The following is a 17,883-nucleotide window of genomic DNA, read 5'->3' as shown; positions in this document are numbered from 1 at the left end:
TTTTCTTTTCCTTCCTCCCTTTTTTTCCCCCCCCCCGCCCTCTTTTTCCTCGGTCTCGCTAAAACCCCTCTCTCTCCCCCTCCTTCTCCCCCACCCTCTTCCCCCCCCCCAGGGCCACTCGACATCAGACGCGGCGAAGGACACCTTCATCCCGTCACCGGCCCCGCTCAGGAACACGCCATGTTTGATCTTCCCCTCAATAACCGCCCTTACCACTCACGAGTCAAGTCCTCTGTAGACAGGAGTCTCATGCCCACCGCGTCCGAAGTCATCGCGACTATCAACGCCCGCGCGAAAGAGGTAGGAGTCCGGGTCCGGCTGCATGCCGCCGAAGTCGACGGCACCCGGCGGATCGGCGTCGACGAGCACGCCCCCGTCGTCACGGCGTCGGTCTTCAAGGTTCCGATCGCGCTGGAGCTGGCCAGGCAGGCCGCCGACGGCGGACTCGACCTCGGCGAGCGGATCAGCGTCCCGCCGGGGCATCCCACGCCGAGCCCGTACGGACTGGCCACTTTCCGGCACGAGATCACGATGTCCTGGTACGACCTCGCGATCCTGATGATCGGGATCAGCGACAACGTCGCCACCGACCTGATCGTCGCCAAGGTCGGAAAGGAGGAGACGGAGAAAACGTTGCGGCGACTCGGGTTCGAGCACACCACGGTCCCGCAGGACTGCGCGGAGGTGCTCGGCGGCATCGGGGAAGACCTCGGGATCTCCTACGAGGACGACGAGAAAGCACTGTCCGAGTTGTCGATCGAACAGATCCGCGCGTTGCGCGCGCTGCAACCGGCGCACACCTGTGCCACGACCGCCGAAGAGATCACCCGGCTGCTCGGCCTGATCTGGCGTGACGAGGCGGCACCGCCCGCCGCGTGCGCGGACGTCCGGCGCTGGCTCGATCTCCAGGTGTGGCCGCACCGGCTGCGGTCCGGGTTCCCGGACGACGGGATCCGCGTCAGCGGCAAGACCGGGACCCTGCCGTCGGTGCGCAACGAGGTCGGTGTGGTCGAGTACCCGGATGGGGGCCGTTACGCGGTAGGGATTTTCACCGACGCCGTCGACGGCCGGTCGAGGGTGCCGGAGCGGGACGCGTTCATCGGCTTCGCCGCGGCACAGGCCGTCGAATGGCTCAGGCTTCCCGAGGCCGGGAGCGAATGATTCGTCCGCCCGGATGAATTTTCCCGTCGCTCTCGTCGTTCCGCACGAACCGGTGACGCCCGTCACCGTCCTAGCATTTCCGGAAACGCCGGTCCACCCTTTCCACGGACGAGGATGCCCATGTCGAAACTTTCCGAAATCGATGCCTGGCTCGAGCAGAACCTTCCCGCCCTGCTGGCCGAGCACCAGGTGCCCGGCGCGGCCGTCGCGGTCTTCGCCAACGGCGAGGTGATCGACCACGCGGCAGGCATCCTGAACCGGAGCACCGGCGTCGAGTCCACTGTGGACTCCGTGTTCCAGATCGGGTCGATCACCAAGGTGTGGACGACCACCCTCGCGATGCAACTCGTCGACGAAGGCAGGCTGGACCTCGACAAGCCGGTCCGCGACTACCTTCCCGAGTTCGTTCTCGCCGATGACGACGCCGCTTCGCGGATCACTGTGCGGCAGCTGACCTGTCACACGTCCGGCTTCGAAGGCGACATCTTCACCGACACCGGACAGGGCGACGACTGCGTCGCGAAGCTCGTCGCGACGCTGTCCGACGTGCCGCAGCTGTTCGGCCCCGGGGAGATGTTCTCCTACAACAACGCCGGGTACTGCGTCCTCGGCCGCGTGATCGAGGTCGTGCGCGGCAAGTCCTACGACGAGTGCCTGCGCGACCACCTCTTCGCCCCGCTCGGGCTGACCCACGCCGCCACCGGGCCGTACGACGCGATCCGGTTCCGCGCCGCGATCGGCCACGTCCAGCCCACCCCGGACGACGAGCCGGTCGCGGCGCCCGTCTGGGCGCTGACCCGGTCGAACGCGCCCGCCGGCTCGCATCTCGCGATGCGCCCGCGCGATCTGCTCACCTTCGTGCGCATGCACCTCAACGAAGGCCGCGCCGACGACGGCACGCAGGTGCTCAAGCCGGAGACCGCCCGCGCCATGTGGGAGCGCCAGGTCGAACTGCCCTACCTCGGCCTGATGGGCGGGGCGTGGGGGCTCGGCTGGATGATCTTCGACTGGGACGGCGGCCCGGTGATCGGCCACGACGGCGGCACCATCGGCCAGTCGGCGTTCCTGCGGGTGGTGCCGGGCAGCAACGTCGCGGTGGCACTGCTGACCAACGGCGGCAAGCCGCTGCACCTCTACCTGGACATCTTCCGGAAGGTGCTGGGCGACCTGGCGGGCGTCGAGGTTCCGCCGCTGCCGGAGCCCAACGTCGCGGAAGCCCCGGCCGACCCGTCCCGCTACGTGGGCGAGTACTCGTCGCAGGTGGCGGACATCGTCGTGAGCCAGGACGAGGACGGCGACCTTTGGCTGGAGCGTACGCCGAAGGGGATCTTCGCCGACCTCGGAACGGGGCCGGAGAAGAGCAGGCTGCTCGGTTACAAGGGTGACACCCTGGTCGTCGAACACGACGGGCTGGGCCTGCACATGCCGCACGCGTTCGTCGGCGACGACGGCAACGGGCGCGCGCTGTACGTCCACACCGGACGGGCCGACCGGCGGGTGAGCCGGTGACGGCGACGACCGACGAGATCGAAGCGGTCTTCGCGAAAGCGGGGGCACGCGGTTTCGTACACGCGCGCGAGGTCGGCGTCGACGGCGGTCCCGAAGTCTGCGTCGGCGCGGACGACCCGGTCGTGCTGGCGTCGGTGTTCAAGATCCCGGTGGCGGTCGCCTTCGCCCGCGAGGTCGCCGCCGGGCGGCTCGACGAGACCGAGCGGACCCGCGTCGTCGCGCGCTACCGGATCGGCGGGGTCGGGACCGCTGGCTGCGCGGACGACGTCGAGATGAGCTGGCGCGATCTCGCGCATTTCATGCTGACGATGAGCGACAACGCCGCGACCGACCTGATCTACCACCGGGTCGGGCAGGAGGCCGTCAACCAGGTGCTGGCCGATCTCGGACTCGCCAGGACACGGCTGATCGGCTGCTGCGAGGACCTCTTCGCCTCGGTGATCGCCGACCTCGGCGCGAAGCCGGACGACGATCTGGAAGCCGTTTTCGCCGCGGCGACCGAGGAGCAGCTGTGGAAGCTCGCGGTGGTCGACCCGGAACGCACCACGTCGTCGACCCCGCGCGAGATCACCGAGCTGCTCGACGCGATCTGGACCGACCGCGCGGGCGACCCGGCCGCCTGCGAACGCGTGCGGACGATCATGGCCCAGCAGATCTGGCCGCACCGGATCACGTCCGGTTTCCCCGCGGGGGTCGCGATCGCGGCGAAGACCGGGACCCTGCCCGCCGTCCGTAACGAAGCGGGGGTGGTGACCCATGTGGACGGTCGCCGCTACGCCGTCGCGGTGTTCACCCGCGCCGACTCCCTCGCCGACCGCCTGCCCGCGGTCGATTCCGCCATCGGCGAGGCCGCCCGCCTCGCCGTCGAACACCTTCGCGCGCAGACCGTCACCCAGTAGGAGAACCCCATGAAGAAAGCCCGGCTCACCGCCGCGATCGCGAGCGTGGTGGCCTTGACCGTGAGCGCGTGCGGGGGGACGTCGCAATCCGGGGAAGACCGGACAGCGAACCAGAAACTGACCGAAGGCAAGACCTTCACGATGGCGATCGGCACCGATCCGGGAGCGCTCGACCCGGCGATGACCGTGCTCTCGACCGCCCTCGAGATAGGCCGCTACCTCTACGACAGCCTGATCAACCTCGACGAGACCGGCAAGCCGATCCCGGGACTCGCCGAGAAGTTCGAGGCCACCACGACCACCGCGTCCTTCACCCTGCGGAACGGGATCACCTGCGACGACGGCACCCCGCTGACCGCGAGCGACGTGGCGGCGAACATCGACTTCGTCGGTGACCCGGCCAACAAGTCCCCGATGTCCGGGCTCACCGTCGCGCCGGGGACCAAGGCGACCGCCGACGACGCGGCGCGGACGATCACCCTCGCCAGCGGAGCCCCCGACGCCTTCCTGCTCCGCAACGTGGGCAACCTCCCGATCGTCTGCGGCAAGGGCGTGACGGATCGTGCGGCGCTGGCCAAGGGAAAGTACGGCACCGGCATGTTCACCATGACCGAAATCGTGCCGAACGACCACTACACCCTCACCCGGCGGAAGGACTACGCGTGGGGCCCGGGGGACTGGCAGCGCGAGCAGCCGGGTCTGCCGGAGAAGGTGACCTTCCGGGTCATCCAGAACATGACGACCACGGCGAACCTGCTGCTGTCCGGTGAACTCAACGCCGCCCGGATCACCGGCCAGGACCAGCAACGCCTGCGCGCCCAGAAGCTGTACCACGGCGAGCAGGTCGTGCCGATGGGCGAGATGTTCTTCAACCAGGCGCCCGGCCGGGCAGGCGGCGATCAAGCCGTCCGCCGTGCGCTGGTGCAGGCACTCGACCTCGCGCAGATCGGCAAGGTGCTCACCAGCGGAGCGGGGGCACCCAGCCAGGGAATGGTCACCACCGAACCCAAGGCGTGCGCCGGCGACTCGGTGAGCGGCAAACTGCCCGCGTTCGATCTCGCCGCGGCCAAGTCCGCCCTCGACACGGCGGGCTGGAAGCCGGGAGCGGACGGCGTGCGGGTCAAGGACGGCAAACGGCTCGCGCTCACCGCCATCTACGGCACCCAGCTGGGACCGACGATGGCGCCCTCCGCCGAACTGATGCAGCAGTCTTGGAAGGCGATCGGCGCAGACGTCACGCTGAAGGGCGTCGACAGCCCGGGAACCAACCAGGTGCTTTTCAACACCGGTGAGTGGGACATCTCCCTGGCGCCGGTGACCTTGTTGCTGCCGAGTCAGGCCGCTCCGTTCGTCTCCGGGCCGAAACCGCCTTCCGGCACGAACTTCGCGCACATCGAGAACAAGGGCTACGAAACGCAAGCCGCCCAGGCGGCACAGATGCCGGGTGACTCCGGCTGCGCGACCTGGCTCGCGGCGGAATCGGCGCTCATCGAGCGCCTGGACGTCGTGCCCTACGTCAACTCGGTCATCCCGACCTTCGGCAGCAACGCGAAGTTCAAGGTCAATTTCGGTTCGGTGGAGCCGTCGTCGATCCGGATGTACAGCTGATGACGGTCGCGCTCGCCCCGGCCGGGTTGCGCGGGAGTCCCTGGCTCTCGTTCGCCGTGCGCCGTCTCGGCCGGTTCGCGGTTTCGCTGTGGGTCCTGGTCACCACGGCGTTCCTGATGATCCAGCTGATCCCCGGCGACCCGGTCCGGGCGGCGCTCGGCCTGACCGCGCCGGTGGACCTGGTGAACGCGCGGCGGGAGGCCCTCGGCCTCAACGATCCGCTGTGGCTGCAGTACGTCCACTACCTCGGCGGGCTGTTCACCGGTGACTTCGGGACGTCGATGACGAGCGGGCAGCCGGTCTCCGAGGTGATCGGCGACCGGCTGCCCGCCACCCTGCAGCTCGCCCTGCCCGCCTTCGCGGTGGTCATCGCGGTGGCGATCCCGCTGGGCGTCCTGTTCGCCGTGCTGACCCGCGGCGGGCGGCGGCGGGGCAGCGAACTGGCGTTCACCTCGACGAGTGTGCTGCTCGCGGCCATTCCCGAGTTCCTGGTGGCCGTCGCGCTGGTCGCGTTCTTCGCGGTCCAGCTCGGCTGGTTCCCGGTCGCCGGGAGCGCGGACGCGAGTTCGTTCGTCCTCCCGGTCATCGCGCTGGCGCTCGGCCCGGCGTCGGTGCTCGCCCGCATCGTCCGGGTGGAGACGCTTTCCGTGCTGGGCAACGACTTCATCCGCACCGCGCGGGCGAAACGGTTGCCGGCGCGGCTGGTCTACCTCCGGCACGCGCTGCCGAACGCGCTGACCGCGACGCTGACCATGGGCGGGCTGATGCTGACCGGGATGGTCGCCGGGACGGTGCTGGTGGAGAACGTGTTCGCCTGGCCAGGACTCGGTTCGACCATCGCCCAGTCGATCCTGCAGAAGGACTATCTGCTGGTGCAAGGGATCGTGCTCGTCTACGGCATCGGGGTACTGCTGGTGAACCTGTCGGTGGACGTGCTGCTGGCCGTCCTCGACCCGCGTTCGACGATCCGGGAGAGCTAAGTGGTTAATCGACGCGCGAAATGGCTCGCGGCTCTGCGCACCCCGGTGGGCGCGTTCTCGGCGACCCTGCTGTCCCTGGTGATCGCGCTCGCCGTACTGGCCCCGGTCTTATGGCACGACAACGCCTTCGCGATCGACACCGAGGCGATCGCGCAAGGATCGTCGGCGGCACATTGGCTGGGCACCGACGACCTCGGTCGCGACATCCTCTTCCGTGTCCTGGTGGCGACCCGGCTTTCGGTACTGCTGGCGGTGCTCGCGACGGTGATCGGCGTGGTGACCGGACTCGTCCTCGGCACGCTGCCTTCGCTGTTGCCGCGGCCCGCCGCCCGGCTGATCACCTCGGCGGTGAACATCGCGGTCGCGTTCCCCGGGTTGCTGCTGGTGCTGTTCTTCTCGGTGATCTTCGGAGTCGGCACCCACGGCGCGGTACTGGCCGTCGGGTTCGCGCTGGCACCGGCGTTCGCCCGGCTGGCGCAGACGCTCTCGGCTTCCGTGGCCGGCCAGGACTTCGTGTCCGCCGCCCGGATCTCCGGGGTCGGCCGCATCCGGTTGCTGGTCCGGCACATCCTGCCGAACATCGGCGAACCGCTGGTGGTGAACGCGACCATCGGCGCCGGCTCCTCACTGCTGGCGTTCTCCGGGCTGTCGTTCCTCGGCATCGGTGTGCAGGCACCGGACTACGACTGGGGACGGCTGCTCGGCGAGGGGCTCAACGGGATCTACGTCAACCCGGCGGCCGCGCTCGCGCCGGGAGTCGCGGTGGTCCTGGCCGGGCTCGCCTTCAACCTGGTGGGCGAGACCGTGGCCGGGGTGATCGGTGTCCGCACCGGATCCCGCAAGCTCGCACCGAGGCCGGTCACTCCCGCACGGGAGGACGTCGCCGAGGACCGTGACGACGCCGTGCTGGTGGTGGAGAACCTCCAGGTGGCGTTCCCGCGTCCGGCGGGCTGGACCGTTCCGGTGCGCGGGGTGAGCTTCACCGTCCACGCGGGCGAGGCGATCGGCGTCGTCGGCGAGTCGGGCTCGGGGAAGAGCCTGACCGGGCTGGCGGTGTCGCGACTGGTCGAAGCGCCTGCCGTGGTCACCGCGGACAGGCTCGACTTCGCCGGGAAACCGTTGCTGACCACGCCGGAACGGGATCTGCGGGGCCTGCTCGGCACCTCGCTGGCGATGGTGTTCCAGGACCCGATGACCTCGTTCAACCCGACCAGGCGGATCGGCCGCCAGCTGGCCGAAGTGGCCGAACAGCACCAAGGTCTTCCGCGCGCCAAGGCGTTCGAGCGAGCCGTGGACCGGTTGCGCGCCGTGCGGATCCCGGCCGCCGAACGGCGGGCGAAGCAGTACCCGCACGAGTTCTCCGGCGGGATGCGGCAGCGCGCGATGATCGGCATGGGCCTGATGGGCGATCCCCGGCTGATCATCGCCGACGAACCGACCACGGCGCTGGACGTCACCGTGCAGCGGCAGCTGCTGCGCCTGCTGGCGCGGACCAGGGCGGAGCGGAACACGGCGATCATCCTGATCAGCCACGACATCGCGGTCGTTTCGCAGACCTGCGAGCGGATGCTGGTGATGTACGCGGGCCGGGTGGTGGAGGACCTGCCGTCGGCGGGGACGCCACGGCATCCGTACACGCGGGCCCTGCTGGCCGCGACGCTCGACCTCGAGACCGATCGCGACGCGCCGCTGGCGGTGATCCCCGGGCGACCGCCGGAACCGGATCGCGTGCCCACCGGATGCGCGTTCGCCGACCGGTGCCCCGCGGTGACCGATCGGTGCCGCCTCGAAGACCCGGTGCTGGAACGCGTGGAATCCGGGCACCGCGTCGCGTGCTGGCATCCGCACGAGACGTCCTTTTCCCAGCCCGCCAAGGAAACCGTGACCGCCGGAGGTACGGAGTGAGTGATCTCGTCTTCGACGCGGTGAGCGTCCGGTACGGCGGGAGGCGTGGTCTCACCGCGGTCGACGACGTCGGGCTGACCGTCCCTTCCGGACAGGTCGTCGGGCTCGTCGGTGAATCGGGATCGGGGAAGTCGACGCTGGCCCGCGCCGCCGTCGGGCTCTCCCCGGTCAGCGCCGGGCAGGTCCTGCTGGGCGGCGTGGACGTCAGGAAGCTGCCGCGTCGCCGTCCGCTGCAGATGGTGTTCCAGGACCCGTATTCCTCTTTGGACCCGCGGATGAGCATCGGCGAGTCGATCACCGAAGCGATCCCGCGCGGCGTCCTCCCCGGCCGCGGCGCGCGCCGGGACGAGGTCGCCCGGCTCCTGGAGCTGGTCAACCTCGACCCGGACCGCGCCGGACACCTGCCGGGCCAGCTTTCCGGCGGTCAGCGGCAACGCGTGGCGCTCGCCCGTGCGCTGGCCGGGCGGCCGGAGGTGCTGATCGCGGACGAGATCACCTCCGCGCTCGACGTCTCGGTGCAGGGCGCGGTGCTCAACCTCGTCCGCTCCGTGCAGCGGCGGCTCGGTCTGTCGATGCTGTTCATCTCGCACAACCTCGCGGTGATCCGCTATCTGAGCGACATCGTCGCGGTGATGTACCTCGGGCGGATCGTCGAGGTCGGGCCCGCCGAGCAGGTGCTCACCGATCCGCGGCATCCGTACACCAAGGATCTGCTCGCCGCGGCACCTTCGGCGCACACCTCGTTGTTCGACACCGGCGCGGACGAGAAGACCTCCGACACCGAACCCGCGGACCCGCACCACCCGCCGGGTGGATGCCGGTACCACACCAGATGCCCGGTCGGACCGCTCGTGCGCGCCGACCGCGAACTCTGCCTCCAGGCGGACCCCACCGAAGGCGCGGCACACCGACGTCATTCGGCGGCCTGCCACTTCAGCGAAAACGAGAGCCGCCGGCTCGCGATCTCCAGAGGAGCAAGCGCACCATGACCCGACGTCTCGGTCTCGACGACCTGTACGCGATCGCCGTCCCCAGCCAACCTTCGCTGTCACCGGACGGCGGCCGGATCGTCTACGTGCTGCGCACGGCGGACCGCGAAGAGGACCGGAACGAGACCACGCTCTGGGAGATCGGCGCGACCTCCGGCGAAGCCCGGCAGCTCACGCGCGGAACCGCCGACCTGGCCCCCACCTGGGCGCCGGACGGCACCCGGATCGCGTTCCTCCGCGCCCAGGACGGCCCGCCGCAGCTGTGGTTCCTGCCGTCGTCGGGCGGGGAAGCCGAACGGATCACCGAACTGCCGCTCGGGGCGGGCGCTCCGGTGTGGAGTCCGGACGGCGGCAAGATCGCGTTCTCGGCCGCTGTCGACCTCGCGGACGGCGAACCCGCGCCGAACGCCCCGGTGGTGGCGGACCGGCTGGACTTCAAGGCCGACGGCGCCGGGCTGATCAAGACCATCCGCAAGCACCTGCACGTCCTCGACGTCGCCACCCGCGAGGTCCGGCAGGTCACCTTCGGCGATTGGCACGCCGGCGACCCCGCCTGGTCGCCCGACGGCACGCACCTGGCGTTCTCCGCCGGACGGGACGCCGACGCCGACTTGACCTTCCGTTCCGGTGCCTACGTTCTCGACGTGACCGCGAAGACCGCCGAACCGCGGCTGATCGGCTCCGGCGAAGGCATGGCGGGTCCGGTCACCTGGACCGCCGACGGCCGCGAACTCCTGGTGGCGGGCCGCGGTGACACCGAAGTCGGCCACCTCGGGCTGCTGCGGGTCCCGCTCGACGGCGGCGGCGCGGTCGATCTGACGGCTTCGCTGGACCGCAACGTGATGTTCGGCGGTGCGGGCTACCCGGGCGCGCTCCCGAAGCTGACCGCGGACGGCGGTTCCGTGCTGTTCGGCCTTCGTGACCGCGGCTGCACCCATCTGTACCGAGTGGACATCGACGGCGGAAACCCGCGCGCGGTACTGGCGGGCGCCGACCGCGTCGTGTCCGGAATGGACATCGCGGGTGACAAGGCCGTGGTCGTCCTGGCCACGGGCACTTCGTACGGCGAGATCGCGACCGTCGACCCGGCCACGGGTGCCGTCGACGTGCGCACCGAGCACGGCGCCTCCGTCGCCGACGTCGACCTTTTCGTGCACGAGGAACGGGAATTCACCATCGGCGACGGGACCGTCGTCCACGGCTGGCTGCTGCGGGACCCGGCCCGGTCCGGTGCCGCGCCGCTGCTGCTCGACATCCACGGCGGCCCGCACAACGCCTGGAACGGCGCGGCCGACTGGATCCACCTCTATCACCAGGCGCTCGTCGCGCGAGGCTGGGCGGTCCTGCTGCTCAACCCGCGGGGCAGCGACGGCTACGGCGAGGACTTCTTCACCGGCGCCGTCGGCGGATGGGGCACCGCGGACTCCCGTGACTTCCTCGAACCGCTGGACCAGCTGGTCGCCGAAGGGGTCGCCGACGCGGACCGTCTCGCCGTGGCGGGCTACAGCTACGGCGGGTTCATGACCTGCTACCTGACCAGCCGCGACAACCGCTTCGCCGCCGCCGTCGCCGGTGGCGTGGTCAGCGACCTGACCAGCATGGAGGGCACCTCCGACGCCGGGTACTACCTGGCCGTCGGCGAGCTCGGCGGCGCGTCGTGGGACAAGGCCAACGCGGAGTTCTCGCCGTTCGCCAAGGTCGCCGACGTGCGGACGCCGACGCTGGTCGTCCAGGGCGCGGAAGACGAGCGGTGCCCGGTCGGCCAGGCCGAGCAGTGGTTCGGTGCCCTGCGTGCGCGCGGCGTCCCTGCCCGGATGGTGCTGTACCCGGGCGCGTCTCATCTGTTCATCCTCGACGGCCCGCCCTCGCACCGTCTTGACTTCAACCGGCGGGTCCTCGACTGGGTCGAGCAATACGCGGGACCGGTGGACGGGGTGTCGCGGGTGCCGATCGACGCCGCGCACTGGCGGCGTCGTCTCGCCGAACTGGCGCGCAAGTACGGCGTCCCCGGTGCGGCGCTGGGCATCGTGCGGGTCGGGGACGGCAGGGAAGACACCGAAGACGCCGAGGTGCACGCCTCCTTCGGTGTGCTCAACACGGCGACCGGCGTGGAGGTCACCGAGGATTCGGTGTTCCAGATCGGTTCGGTCTCCAAGGTGTGGACCTCGACCGTGGTGATGCAGTTGGTCGACGAAGGTCTCCTCGATCTGGACGCGCCGATCTCCGACGTCGTCCCGGAACTGCGGCTGGCCGACCCGGACGTCGCCAAGCAGGTGACCATGCGGCATCTGCTGACGCACACCAGCGGGATCGACGGCGACGTCTTCACCGACACCGGCCGCGGCGACGACTGCCTCGAGCGCTACGTCGAGATCCTCGACCAGGCCGCGCAGAATCATCCCCTCGGCGAGACGTTCTCCTACTGCAACTCGGGTTTCGTGCTCATGGGCCGGGTGATCGAGAAGCTCACCGGGCTCACCTGGGACGCCGCGATGCGGGAGAAGCTGTTCGCCCCGCTCGGCCTCACCCACACCGTGACCCTGCCCGAGGAAGCGCTGATGTACCGCGCGGCCGTCGGTCACGTCGCGGGCGCGGACGAGGAACCGAAGCCGGCACCCGTCTGGGGGCTGCCGCGGAACATGGGCCCGGCGGGACTGATCACCGCCACGACCAAGGACGTGCTCGGGTTCGCCCGGCTGCACCTGACCGGCGGTCTCACCCCGTCCGGTGACCGGATCCTCACGACGGCGTCCGCCACCGCGATGGCCGAGAAGCAGACCGAGATCCCCGACAAGCACTCGCTCGGTGACTCCTGGGGCCTCGGCTGGATCCGCGACGACTGGAGCGGACGGCGGGTCATCGGCCACGACGGCAACACGATCGGGCAATCGGCGTTCCTTCGACTGCTGCCCGATCACGGGCTCGCCGTCACGCTGCTCACCAACGGCGGCAACACCCGCGACCTGTACGTGGAGCTGTACCGGGAGATCTTCGCCGAACTCGCCGACGTGGCGATGCCGCGGCCGCTGGAGCCGCCCGCGACTCCGGTCACCGTGGACGGTTCGAAGCACGTCGGTGTCTACGAACGGGCCGGTGTGCTGATGGAGGTCCTGGCCGACGGGGACGGGATCCGGCTCCGGCAGACCGTCACGGGTCCGCTGGCCGATCTCATGCCGGAGAAGACGATGGAGTTCGCCCTGGTCCCGGTGACCGACTCGCTCTACGTCTGCCGTGAGGAAGGCGCGCGGACGTGGATGCCGGTCACGTTCTACTCGTTGCCGACGGGTGAGCAGTACATGCACTACGGCGTGCGCGCGACACCGAAGGTCTCCTGAAAGCGCTCGGCCCGCCCGGACGACTTCCGGGCGGGCCGAGCGTTCAGAAGCGGACTCGTGAGTGGCGAGGGCGCGGGGAAGGGCGCGGTGGCGTGCCCCTCGGGTTGGTCGTGCCGGACTGAAGGCTCCCTTTACCGCGTCCGATGCGGTGAAGGGAGCCTTCGACGTCGCTGATCTGGACCGGCCGACGAGAGCCGGCCGCACCCTGACCGTCCACACGGGACGCTTCCAGGTGGCTGGATGCCTGATTTGTATCTATATGCACGCTTTACGAGGGTCGTGAGTGGCAATGCCGGTTCTGGTGGACCCGTATTTGTCTACCCGCTGGATCCTGATGTCAGCTCGGTGAGGTTGTGGGGTGGCTCGGTCTTGATCAACGGAGGATCGGGGACGTTGAGTGTCCCCGATCCTCCGTTGATCAAGTTCCGAGACCGGAACACCCGCCTCGACGATGAAGGAATCGGGACACTCGACGTCCCAATTCCTCCACACTCGCACCCGCCGCGGTGAGACTCCGGTGTCATCGAGCTCCGAGACCGAAGCGACCCCGCGACTCCCGCACCTCACCTTCGCCCTGGTCACACGTAGGCAGGCAAATACCGGTCCGCACTAACCCTCTTTGCCACTCACGACCCCGGTCACAAAATACGCAACGCCCCTAACCGGACGACTACATCGCGGAAGCGTCCCTTTAGGACAGTCAAGGAGCTCCAGGTCGCCTGGGACGACGGCGTTGCGAAGCCATGTTCGCAACACCTGTCCCGCGACCGGCACCGAAGGACGGCACGAACACGCCACCCTTGACTTACCCCTCGATAACCCGAAACGCCACTCACGACCAACCCGACCCACGCGGTCCGGTGAAGAGCGACAGCTTTCCGATCACGCTTTGCGCCGCGCCAGATAGCGGACGATCAGAAGCACGATGCAGATGACCGAGACGGCGCCCGCGGCCATGCGGAAGGTCCAGTCCAACCCCGCGAACTGGCCGATCGAGTTGGTGGCGGCGCTGACGAGGAGGACCAGCCAGAGGGAGGCGGTGACGAGGGCGCCGCTGGAGTTTTTGGTGTCGCTCATGGGAAATACGCTAAAGAGCGGCGAGATCCCGAGCCAGGGGAGTGACCCCCGATTGCGGGGTGGTGCTGGCGCTACCCCGGGGGGAGCTCGTCGGTCTTCCGGGGTGCCGGTCGCGGATCCGGTCCGCCGAAGCCTGCCACCCGGTCCCAGACCCAGTCGGCCATCGACGCGGCGACGGGCTCGTCGGGGTGTCCGGGCCGGCGTTTGACCAGGGTCCCGAACGCGACGGCGACGAGGTACGCCCCGGCGTCGTCGGTCATCACCTGTTCCCACACCTCGTTCTCGGGCCAGTCGGGGTGCGCTGCCTGGTCGGCCTCGATCTCGGCGCTCATGGCGATGATCTCGGCGGCCGACAGCAGGCGGAACGGCTCGGCCAGGCCCCAGGCGGAACCGGACCCGGGCTGCTGGCCGTCGTGCCAGGCCACCAGATCCTCCGCGACCATGGACCCGATCTTGTCGGCCTCGGTCTCATCGGAGATCGAGATTCCTGGTCGCAGAGTGGCACGCAGGTCGGCGGGCAGCACGTCGTCCAGCGCCGCCAGCGCGGAAGCCAGGTCGGTACCGAGCATCCGGTCGCGCAGTTGCTGCCACCCCAGCTCGATCACCCCGGTGCGGCGGATGTCCTCCAGGGTGATGTCCTTGGCTTGAGCGTTCTCGGCGACCCGCAGCATCGTCCGAGCCGTCCCCACGAGGTTCTGCGCCAGATCTTCGGTCGGATCCTCGCGCAGCAGCCGCAGACCGAGCTGTTCGGCGTCGGTGAACCGGTATTGCACCAGGTAGGACCAGCCGAGCATCAGAGCGACCCACGAGTTCGCCGCATCGGCCCGGATGGCCTCCTCCGCCGCGTGGACGAACCGGTCGACCGGTGCGAGGCTCCCCAGCAGATACACTCCGCGTTTCCCGAGCGCCTTGGGCAGTTCGTCCGGCACAGTCCGGGAGCACAGGGCGACCGCCTCGTCGAGTTGGCGCCACCCTTCCTCGTGCTCCCCGCAGAGAGCCTGGGCCGACCCCAGCTCCATCCAGTCGTCCCAATCCTCGTGCTCCTCGGCCAGCACGGTGTCCGCCCACCGCAGTGCCTCGGGATGATCGCGCTCGGCGAACGCCAGATGCCGAAGGGCACGAGCCGCGTTGACGAACTGGCCGTCGCGGCGACCCGCCACCTGAAGGTAAAGACGGCGCGCCTCGTCAGCCTCGCCGCAGAACTCGCGGTGATTGCCGAGCAACAGTGACACGCTGCTTCGCTCGGGCTGGGCCGCGAGCACCTGCAGCGCCAGCTCGGCGACCTTGGGATGCGACGGCTGTGCCGCGAAGAGCTCCCAAGCCAGGTCCAGGGTCCGCTCCAGGTCATCCGCGTTGTCGGCGGGGGTTCGGCCGAAGTCGCTCATCGCATTCCTCGTTTGACCCGGTACGCCCGGAGTTGATCGAAGGTGCCGTCGTCGACGCCGTACTCCAGCACCGGCGCCACCTGGTCGAACCAGGACGTCGTGGACGGGATGATGCCACCGGCCGCGGCCAGCAGCGCGTCGGTGGTGACCGGCACCACCTCACCCCTGCTCATCGACTCGACCATCGCCTGCTGCAGCACGGTGGTCGTCAAGTGACCGAGATCGGCGCCGGAGAACCCCTCGGTCGCCGCGGCGACGGCCACGACATCGACATCGTCCGCGGGCTTGCCCGCCAGCGTGCCCTGGACGATCGCCGCCCTGGCGACCGCGTCCGGTGGCAGCACCAGCACCGTCTTGTCGATCCGGCCCGGCCTGCGCAGCGCGGAGTCGATGTCCCACGGCCGGTTCGTCGCGGTCAGGAAGTAGACCCCGTCGTTCGCGCCGTCCACGCCGTCGAGCTCTTCCAACAGCTGAGTGACGAGCATCCGCATCGAGTGAGACCCGCCGCCACCGGAGGTACGCCGTCCGCCGAGCGCGTCGAACTCGTCGAAGAAGATCACGCACGGCGCTGCCGCGCGTGCGTCGCGGAACACGCTTTGAATCGCCTTTTCGCTCTCCCCGATGTATTTGCCGAGCAGGTCCGCGAGGGTCACGTGGATGAAGGACGCGCCGAGATCACCGGCGATCGCCCTGGCGATGAACGTCTTGCCGCAACCGGGCGGGCCGTACATCAGCAGCGATCCGCCCGGCTTCTGCCCGAACGCCGCCGCCAGCTCGGGATTGCGCAGCGGAGCGAGAAACGTGGTGTCCAGGTGCCGCTTGACCTCGGCGAGACCCGCGACGTCGGACAGTGTCACCGCCGGGCGTTCGGTGTCCCACAGCGACGCTGCGACAGCGGCGCCGCCGTACTGCCGGTCCCCGTCGGCCGGGGGCGGAACGGCCTCGGCGGGCGGCGGGTTCGAGGTTCGCAACCGCGCCGCCATCAGCCGGGCGCGCAGCACGCGGATCCGTGCCGGGTCACCGCCGTGGGCCCCGAACGTCGTCAGCTCGGTGGCGGCGCGATCCGGGTCCTGCTCCAGCAGCAGCGTGATGAAGTCCTCGCGCAGCGCCAGATTGCCGGGGTCGGCCTCCACCTCGCGCGCGATCACCTCGAGGAAAGCGTCGCTTCGATCGGCATCGGTCACCGTGCTGCCTCTGCGATCCAGCCCTTGAGCAGACCCAGGTTCGCCAGCGGGATGTAGTGGCCGATCCGCGGATGGTCCAGCGTCACACCGACCACTCCGGACTCGGCGAACGCGGCGAGGTAGTCGATCGCGGCCGGCATCGGCACGCCGAACAACGGCACCGCTTCGCCCTCCGGGACGGCCAGACCGAGGGTGCGGGCGGCTTCGTTCGCCCTTGCCGCGCTGCTGTAGAGGCAGATCATCGGCCCCTGCTCGGAGGCCACGGCGTAGGGACGGGGCCGGTCGGCCTGGCCGCGCGCGATGAAGAACCAGTGCTCCAAGCGGGTCACCTGCCGCCACAGCGCGATCTGCGCCGCCGTGTCTCCCGCGGGCGCCGCTTTGACAGCCTCGTCGAGACGGTCCAGTTCAGCGACCAGCTCGGGGCTGTTGTCTCCCGTCATTGTGGTTCTCTCTCGCGTCTGAGCTCAGCTGTCGACGCCACCCTTGCGGTTGTGCCCGGAGTCCAAAAGGGCCGAAGAGACCACAATCGAATCCTTCGGAAAGGGCCGGCCGGGGAGAAGGCGGCTGTTAGGGTCCGGCCCATGCGGGTGTGGTGTTGTGGCCTGGTCGTGGGCGCGGGTGTGCTGCTCGGCGCATGCGCAGGGGGCGGGTCGGGGACCGGCCAGGTGCTGCCCGCGACGACCACGAAGGTCCCGCAGACGACGGCGACCGGCCCCCTGACGACGCCGACGTCGTCACCGCCGGAGACCCCGGTGACCACCACGACCCGGCTGACCCCGGAGACGACGCGGACCACGGCTCATCGCTCCACGACGACCGCGAAGCGCCCGACGACCCTGCGCCGCACTCCTCCTCCGACCCGGAGACGCTGACGGGTCGTGAGTGGCGTTTCGGGTTAGACAGGAGAAGGGCAAGCGTGTCGTGTTCGCGGGCGGTTCGTGTGTCGCGGATCTAAGCCGGCTTCCAGCGGCTGGATGTCTGATTGATGCCCATATGCACACTTTGCGAAGGGGGTTGTGAGTGGCAAAGAGGGTTGGAACGGACCGGTATTTGCCTACCTGCGCGTGACCAGGGTGAATGTGGAGTGTCCGCGACGACACGTTCGAGTCTGGAGGATTCGGGACGTTCAACGTCCTAAATCCTCCACACTCGGTTCACGCGGCCACCTGACCACTACCGGATTGCGGCTCACGCGTGCGCCCGGATGTCGACGATGTAGGAATTGGGACGTTGAACGTCCCGATTCCTACATCGTCGACGGGGGTCGGAGTGGTCTCGGAGCTTGATCGACGGAGGATCGGAGACGCTCAACATCCCCGATCCTCCGTCGATCAAGACCATGCCACCCCACAACCCCGCGGACGGCAGCCGAGCGGGGAAGATTTGAGACGGTCAACGTCCCCAATCCTCCCCACTCGCCCACATCGCCATCCAGAACAAGCCCTACAAGCCCACCAGATGACACCGAATCCAGTGGGTAGGCAAATACAGGTCCACCAGAACGCTCTTTACCACTCACGACCCTCTCGAAAACCGCACATTAGCCATTAATCGGACATTCAGTCGCCAGAGAGTGTCCCTTGTGGACACTCGGGGAACGGCTGGCGCCCGCAGGCCGGTCCAGAACCACGCCGCGAAGGCCGCCTCTCGACCTTGAAGTCAGCGAAGGGGTCCTTCGTTGCAGAGGCTCGGTCACGCCACATTTGACTTACCCCTCAATAGCCGCCCCATACCCGCTCACGACTCGCCTGGCCGGAGTGTGCCTTGGGGCGTTGTGAGCCGCCGCCGTCCCTGGTGGGGGGGGGGAGGGGTGGGGGGGGGGGGGGGGGGGGGGAGAGGGGGGTGTGTGAG

13 protein-coding genes are annotated in these 17,883 nt (G+C 69.2%); 9 read left to right on the top strand and 4 right to left on the bottom strand.

Annotated elements, in window-relative coordinates; all coding sequences use genetic code 11:
- Window positions 1–249 precede the first annotated feature (249 nt).
- From ACZ5IK_RS44245 to ACZ5IK_RS44210, 8 genes are all read left to right on the top strand, one after another.
- Entirely contained in the window at window positions 250–1,161 is a 912-nt protein-coding gene (locus ACZ5IK_RS44245; protein ID WP_465493202.1) for a serine hydrolase, read from the top strand.
- A gap of 120 nt (window positions 1,162–1,281) precedes the next feature.
- Window positions 1,282–2,670: a serine hydrolase domain-containing protein gene (locus tag ACZ5IK_RS44240; protein ID WP_101608138.1), complete on the top strand. Its 1,389-nt coding sequence runs from the start codon at window positions 1,282–1,284 to the stop codon at window positions 2,668–2,670.
- Entirely contained in the window at window positions 2,667–3,569 is a 903-nt protein-coding gene (locus ACZ5IK_RS44235) for a serine hydrolase (protein WP_465493201.1), read from the top strand. The genes ACZ5IK_RS44240 and ACZ5IK_RS44235 overlap by 4 nt, the downstream gene beginning before the upstream one ends.
- Window positions 3,570–3,578: 9 nt before the next feature.
- Entirely contained in the window at window positions 3,579–5,177 is a 1,599-nt protein-coding gene (locus ACZ5IK_RS44230) for an ABC transporter substrate-binding protein (RefSeq protein ID WP_465493200.1), read from the top strand.
- Complete coding sequence (locus ACZ5IK_RS44225; RefSeq protein ID WP_465493199.1) at window positions 5,177–6,157, top strand: ABC transporter permease; 981 nt, start codon at window positions 5,177–5,179, stop codon at window positions 6,155–6,157. Before ACZ5IK_RS44230 ends, ACZ5IK_RS44225 begins: the two co-directional genes overlap by 1 nt.
- Window positions 6,158–8,062 (top strand): dipeptide/oligopeptide/nickel ABC transporter permease/ATP-binding protein, encoded by a 1,905-nt coding sequence (locus ACZ5IK_RS44220; RefSeq protein WP_465493198.1) that lies wholly within the window; start codon window positions 6,158–6,160, stop codon window positions 8,060–8,062.
- Entirely contained in the window at window positions 8,059–9,051 is a 993-nt protein-coding gene (locus ACZ5IK_RS44215; RefSeq protein WP_465493197.1) for an ABC transporter ATP-binding protein, read from the top strand. Before ACZ5IK_RS44220 ends, ACZ5IK_RS44215 begins: the two co-directional genes overlap by 4 nt.
- On the top strand, window positions 9,048–12,386 hold the full coding sequence (locus tag ACZ5IK_RS44210; protein WP_465493196.1) for a serine hydrolase: 3,339 nt from the start codon (window positions 9,048–9,050) through the stop codon (window positions 12,384–12,386). Before ACZ5IK_RS44215 ends, ACZ5IK_RS44210 begins: the two co-directional genes overlap by 4 nt.
- Window positions 12,387–13,268: 882 nt before the next feature.
- On the opposite strand, the gene ACZ5IK_RS44205 is transcribed toward ACZ5IK_RS44210, so the two are convergent.
- The 4 genes from ACZ5IK_RS44205 to ACZ5IK_RS44190 all read right to left on the bottom strand — a co-directional run bounded on the left by ACZ5IK_RS44205 (window position 13,269) and on the right by ACZ5IK_RS44190 (window position 16,472).
- Window positions 13,269–13,463: a hypothetical protein gene (locus ACZ5IK_RS44205; RefSeq protein ID WP_465493195.1), complete on the bottom strand. Its 195-nt coding sequence runs from the start codon at window positions 13,461–13,463 to the stop codon at window positions 13,269–13,271.
- Window positions 13,464–13,534: 71 nt separating this feature from the next.
- Entirely contained in the window at window positions 13,535–14,848 is a 1,314-nt protein-coding gene (locus ACZ5IK_RS44200) for a tetratricopeptide repeat protein (RefSeq protein ID WP_465493194.1), read from the bottom strand.
- Window positions 14,845–16,032 carry an ATP-binding protein gene (locus ACZ5IK_RS44195; RefSeq protein ID WP_465493193.1) on the bottom strand — a complete coding sequence of 396 codons (1,188 nt, stop codon included), beginning with the start codon at window positions 16,030–16,032 and terminating at the stop codon, window positions 14,845–14,847. The genes ACZ5IK_RS44200 and ACZ5IK_RS44195 overlap by 4 nt, the downstream gene beginning before the upstream one ends.
- Complete coding sequence (locus tag ACZ5IK_RS44190; RefSeq protein ID WP_465493192.1) at window positions 16,029–16,472, bottom strand: hypothetical protein; 444 nt, start codon at window positions 16,470–16,472, stop codon at window positions 16,029–16,031. The genes ACZ5IK_RS44195 and ACZ5IK_RS44190 overlap by 4 nt, the downstream gene beginning before the upstream one ends.
- Before the next feature lie 141 nt (window positions 16,473–16,613).
- Between ACZ5IK_RS44190 and ACZ5IK_RS44185 the strand changes: the two genes are divergently transcribed.
- Window positions 16,614–16,904: a hypothetical protein gene (locus tag ACZ5IK_RS44185; RefSeq protein ID WP_465493191.1), complete on the top strand. Its 291-nt coding sequence runs from the start codon at window positions 16,614–16,616 to the stop codon at window positions 16,902–16,904.
- Window positions 16,905–17,883: the final 979 nt, after the last annotated feature.

It is taken from the genome of Amycolatopsis sp. NPDC031561, from assembly GCF_055580625.1.
The sequence above is the reverse complement of the archived record's forward strand: the minus strand, read 5'-3'. Positions and strand labels throughout refer to the sequence as shown.

Bases quoted from the DNA above. Each gene is read 5' to 3' on its own strand.
- ACZ5IK_RS44200 (WP_465493194.1), bottom strand. From the start codon at position 14,848: ATGAGCGACTTCGGCCGAACCCCCGCCGACAACGCGGATGACCTGGAG.
- ACZ5IK_RS44205 (WP_465493195.1), bottom strand. From the start codon at position 13,463: ATGAGCGACACCAAAAACTCCAGCGGCGCCCTCGTCACCGCCTCCCTC.
- ACZ5IK_RS44210 (WP_465493196.1), top strand. From the start codon at position 9,048: ATGACCCGACGTCTCGGTCTCGACGACCTGTACGCGATCGCCGTCCCC.
- ACZ5IK_RS44185 (WP_465493191.1), top strand. From the start codon at position 16,614: ATGCGGGTGTGGTGTTGTGGCCTGGTCGTGGGCGCGGGTGTGCTGCTC.
- ACZ5IK_RS44230 (WP_465493200.1), top strand. From the start codon at position 3,579: ATGAAGAAAGCCCGGCTCACCGCCGCGATCGCGAGCGTGGTGGCCTTG.
- ACZ5IK_RS44245 (WP_465493202.1), top strand. From the start codon at position 250: ATGCCCACCGCGTCCGAAGTCATCGCGACTATCAACGCCCGCGCGAAA.
- ACZ5IK_RS44190 (WP_465493192.1), bottom strand. From the start codon at position 16,472: ATGACGGGAGACAACAGCCCCGAGCTGGTCGCTGAACTGGACCGTCTC.
- ACZ5IK_RS44225 (WP_465493199.1), top strand. From the start codon at position 5,177: ATGACGGTCGCGCTCGCCCCGGCCGGGTTGCGCGGGAGTCCCTGGCTC.
- ACZ5IK_RS44240 (WP_101608138.1), top strand. From the start codon at position 1,282: ATGTCGAAACTTTCCGAAATCGATGCCTGGCTCGAGCAGAACCTTCCC.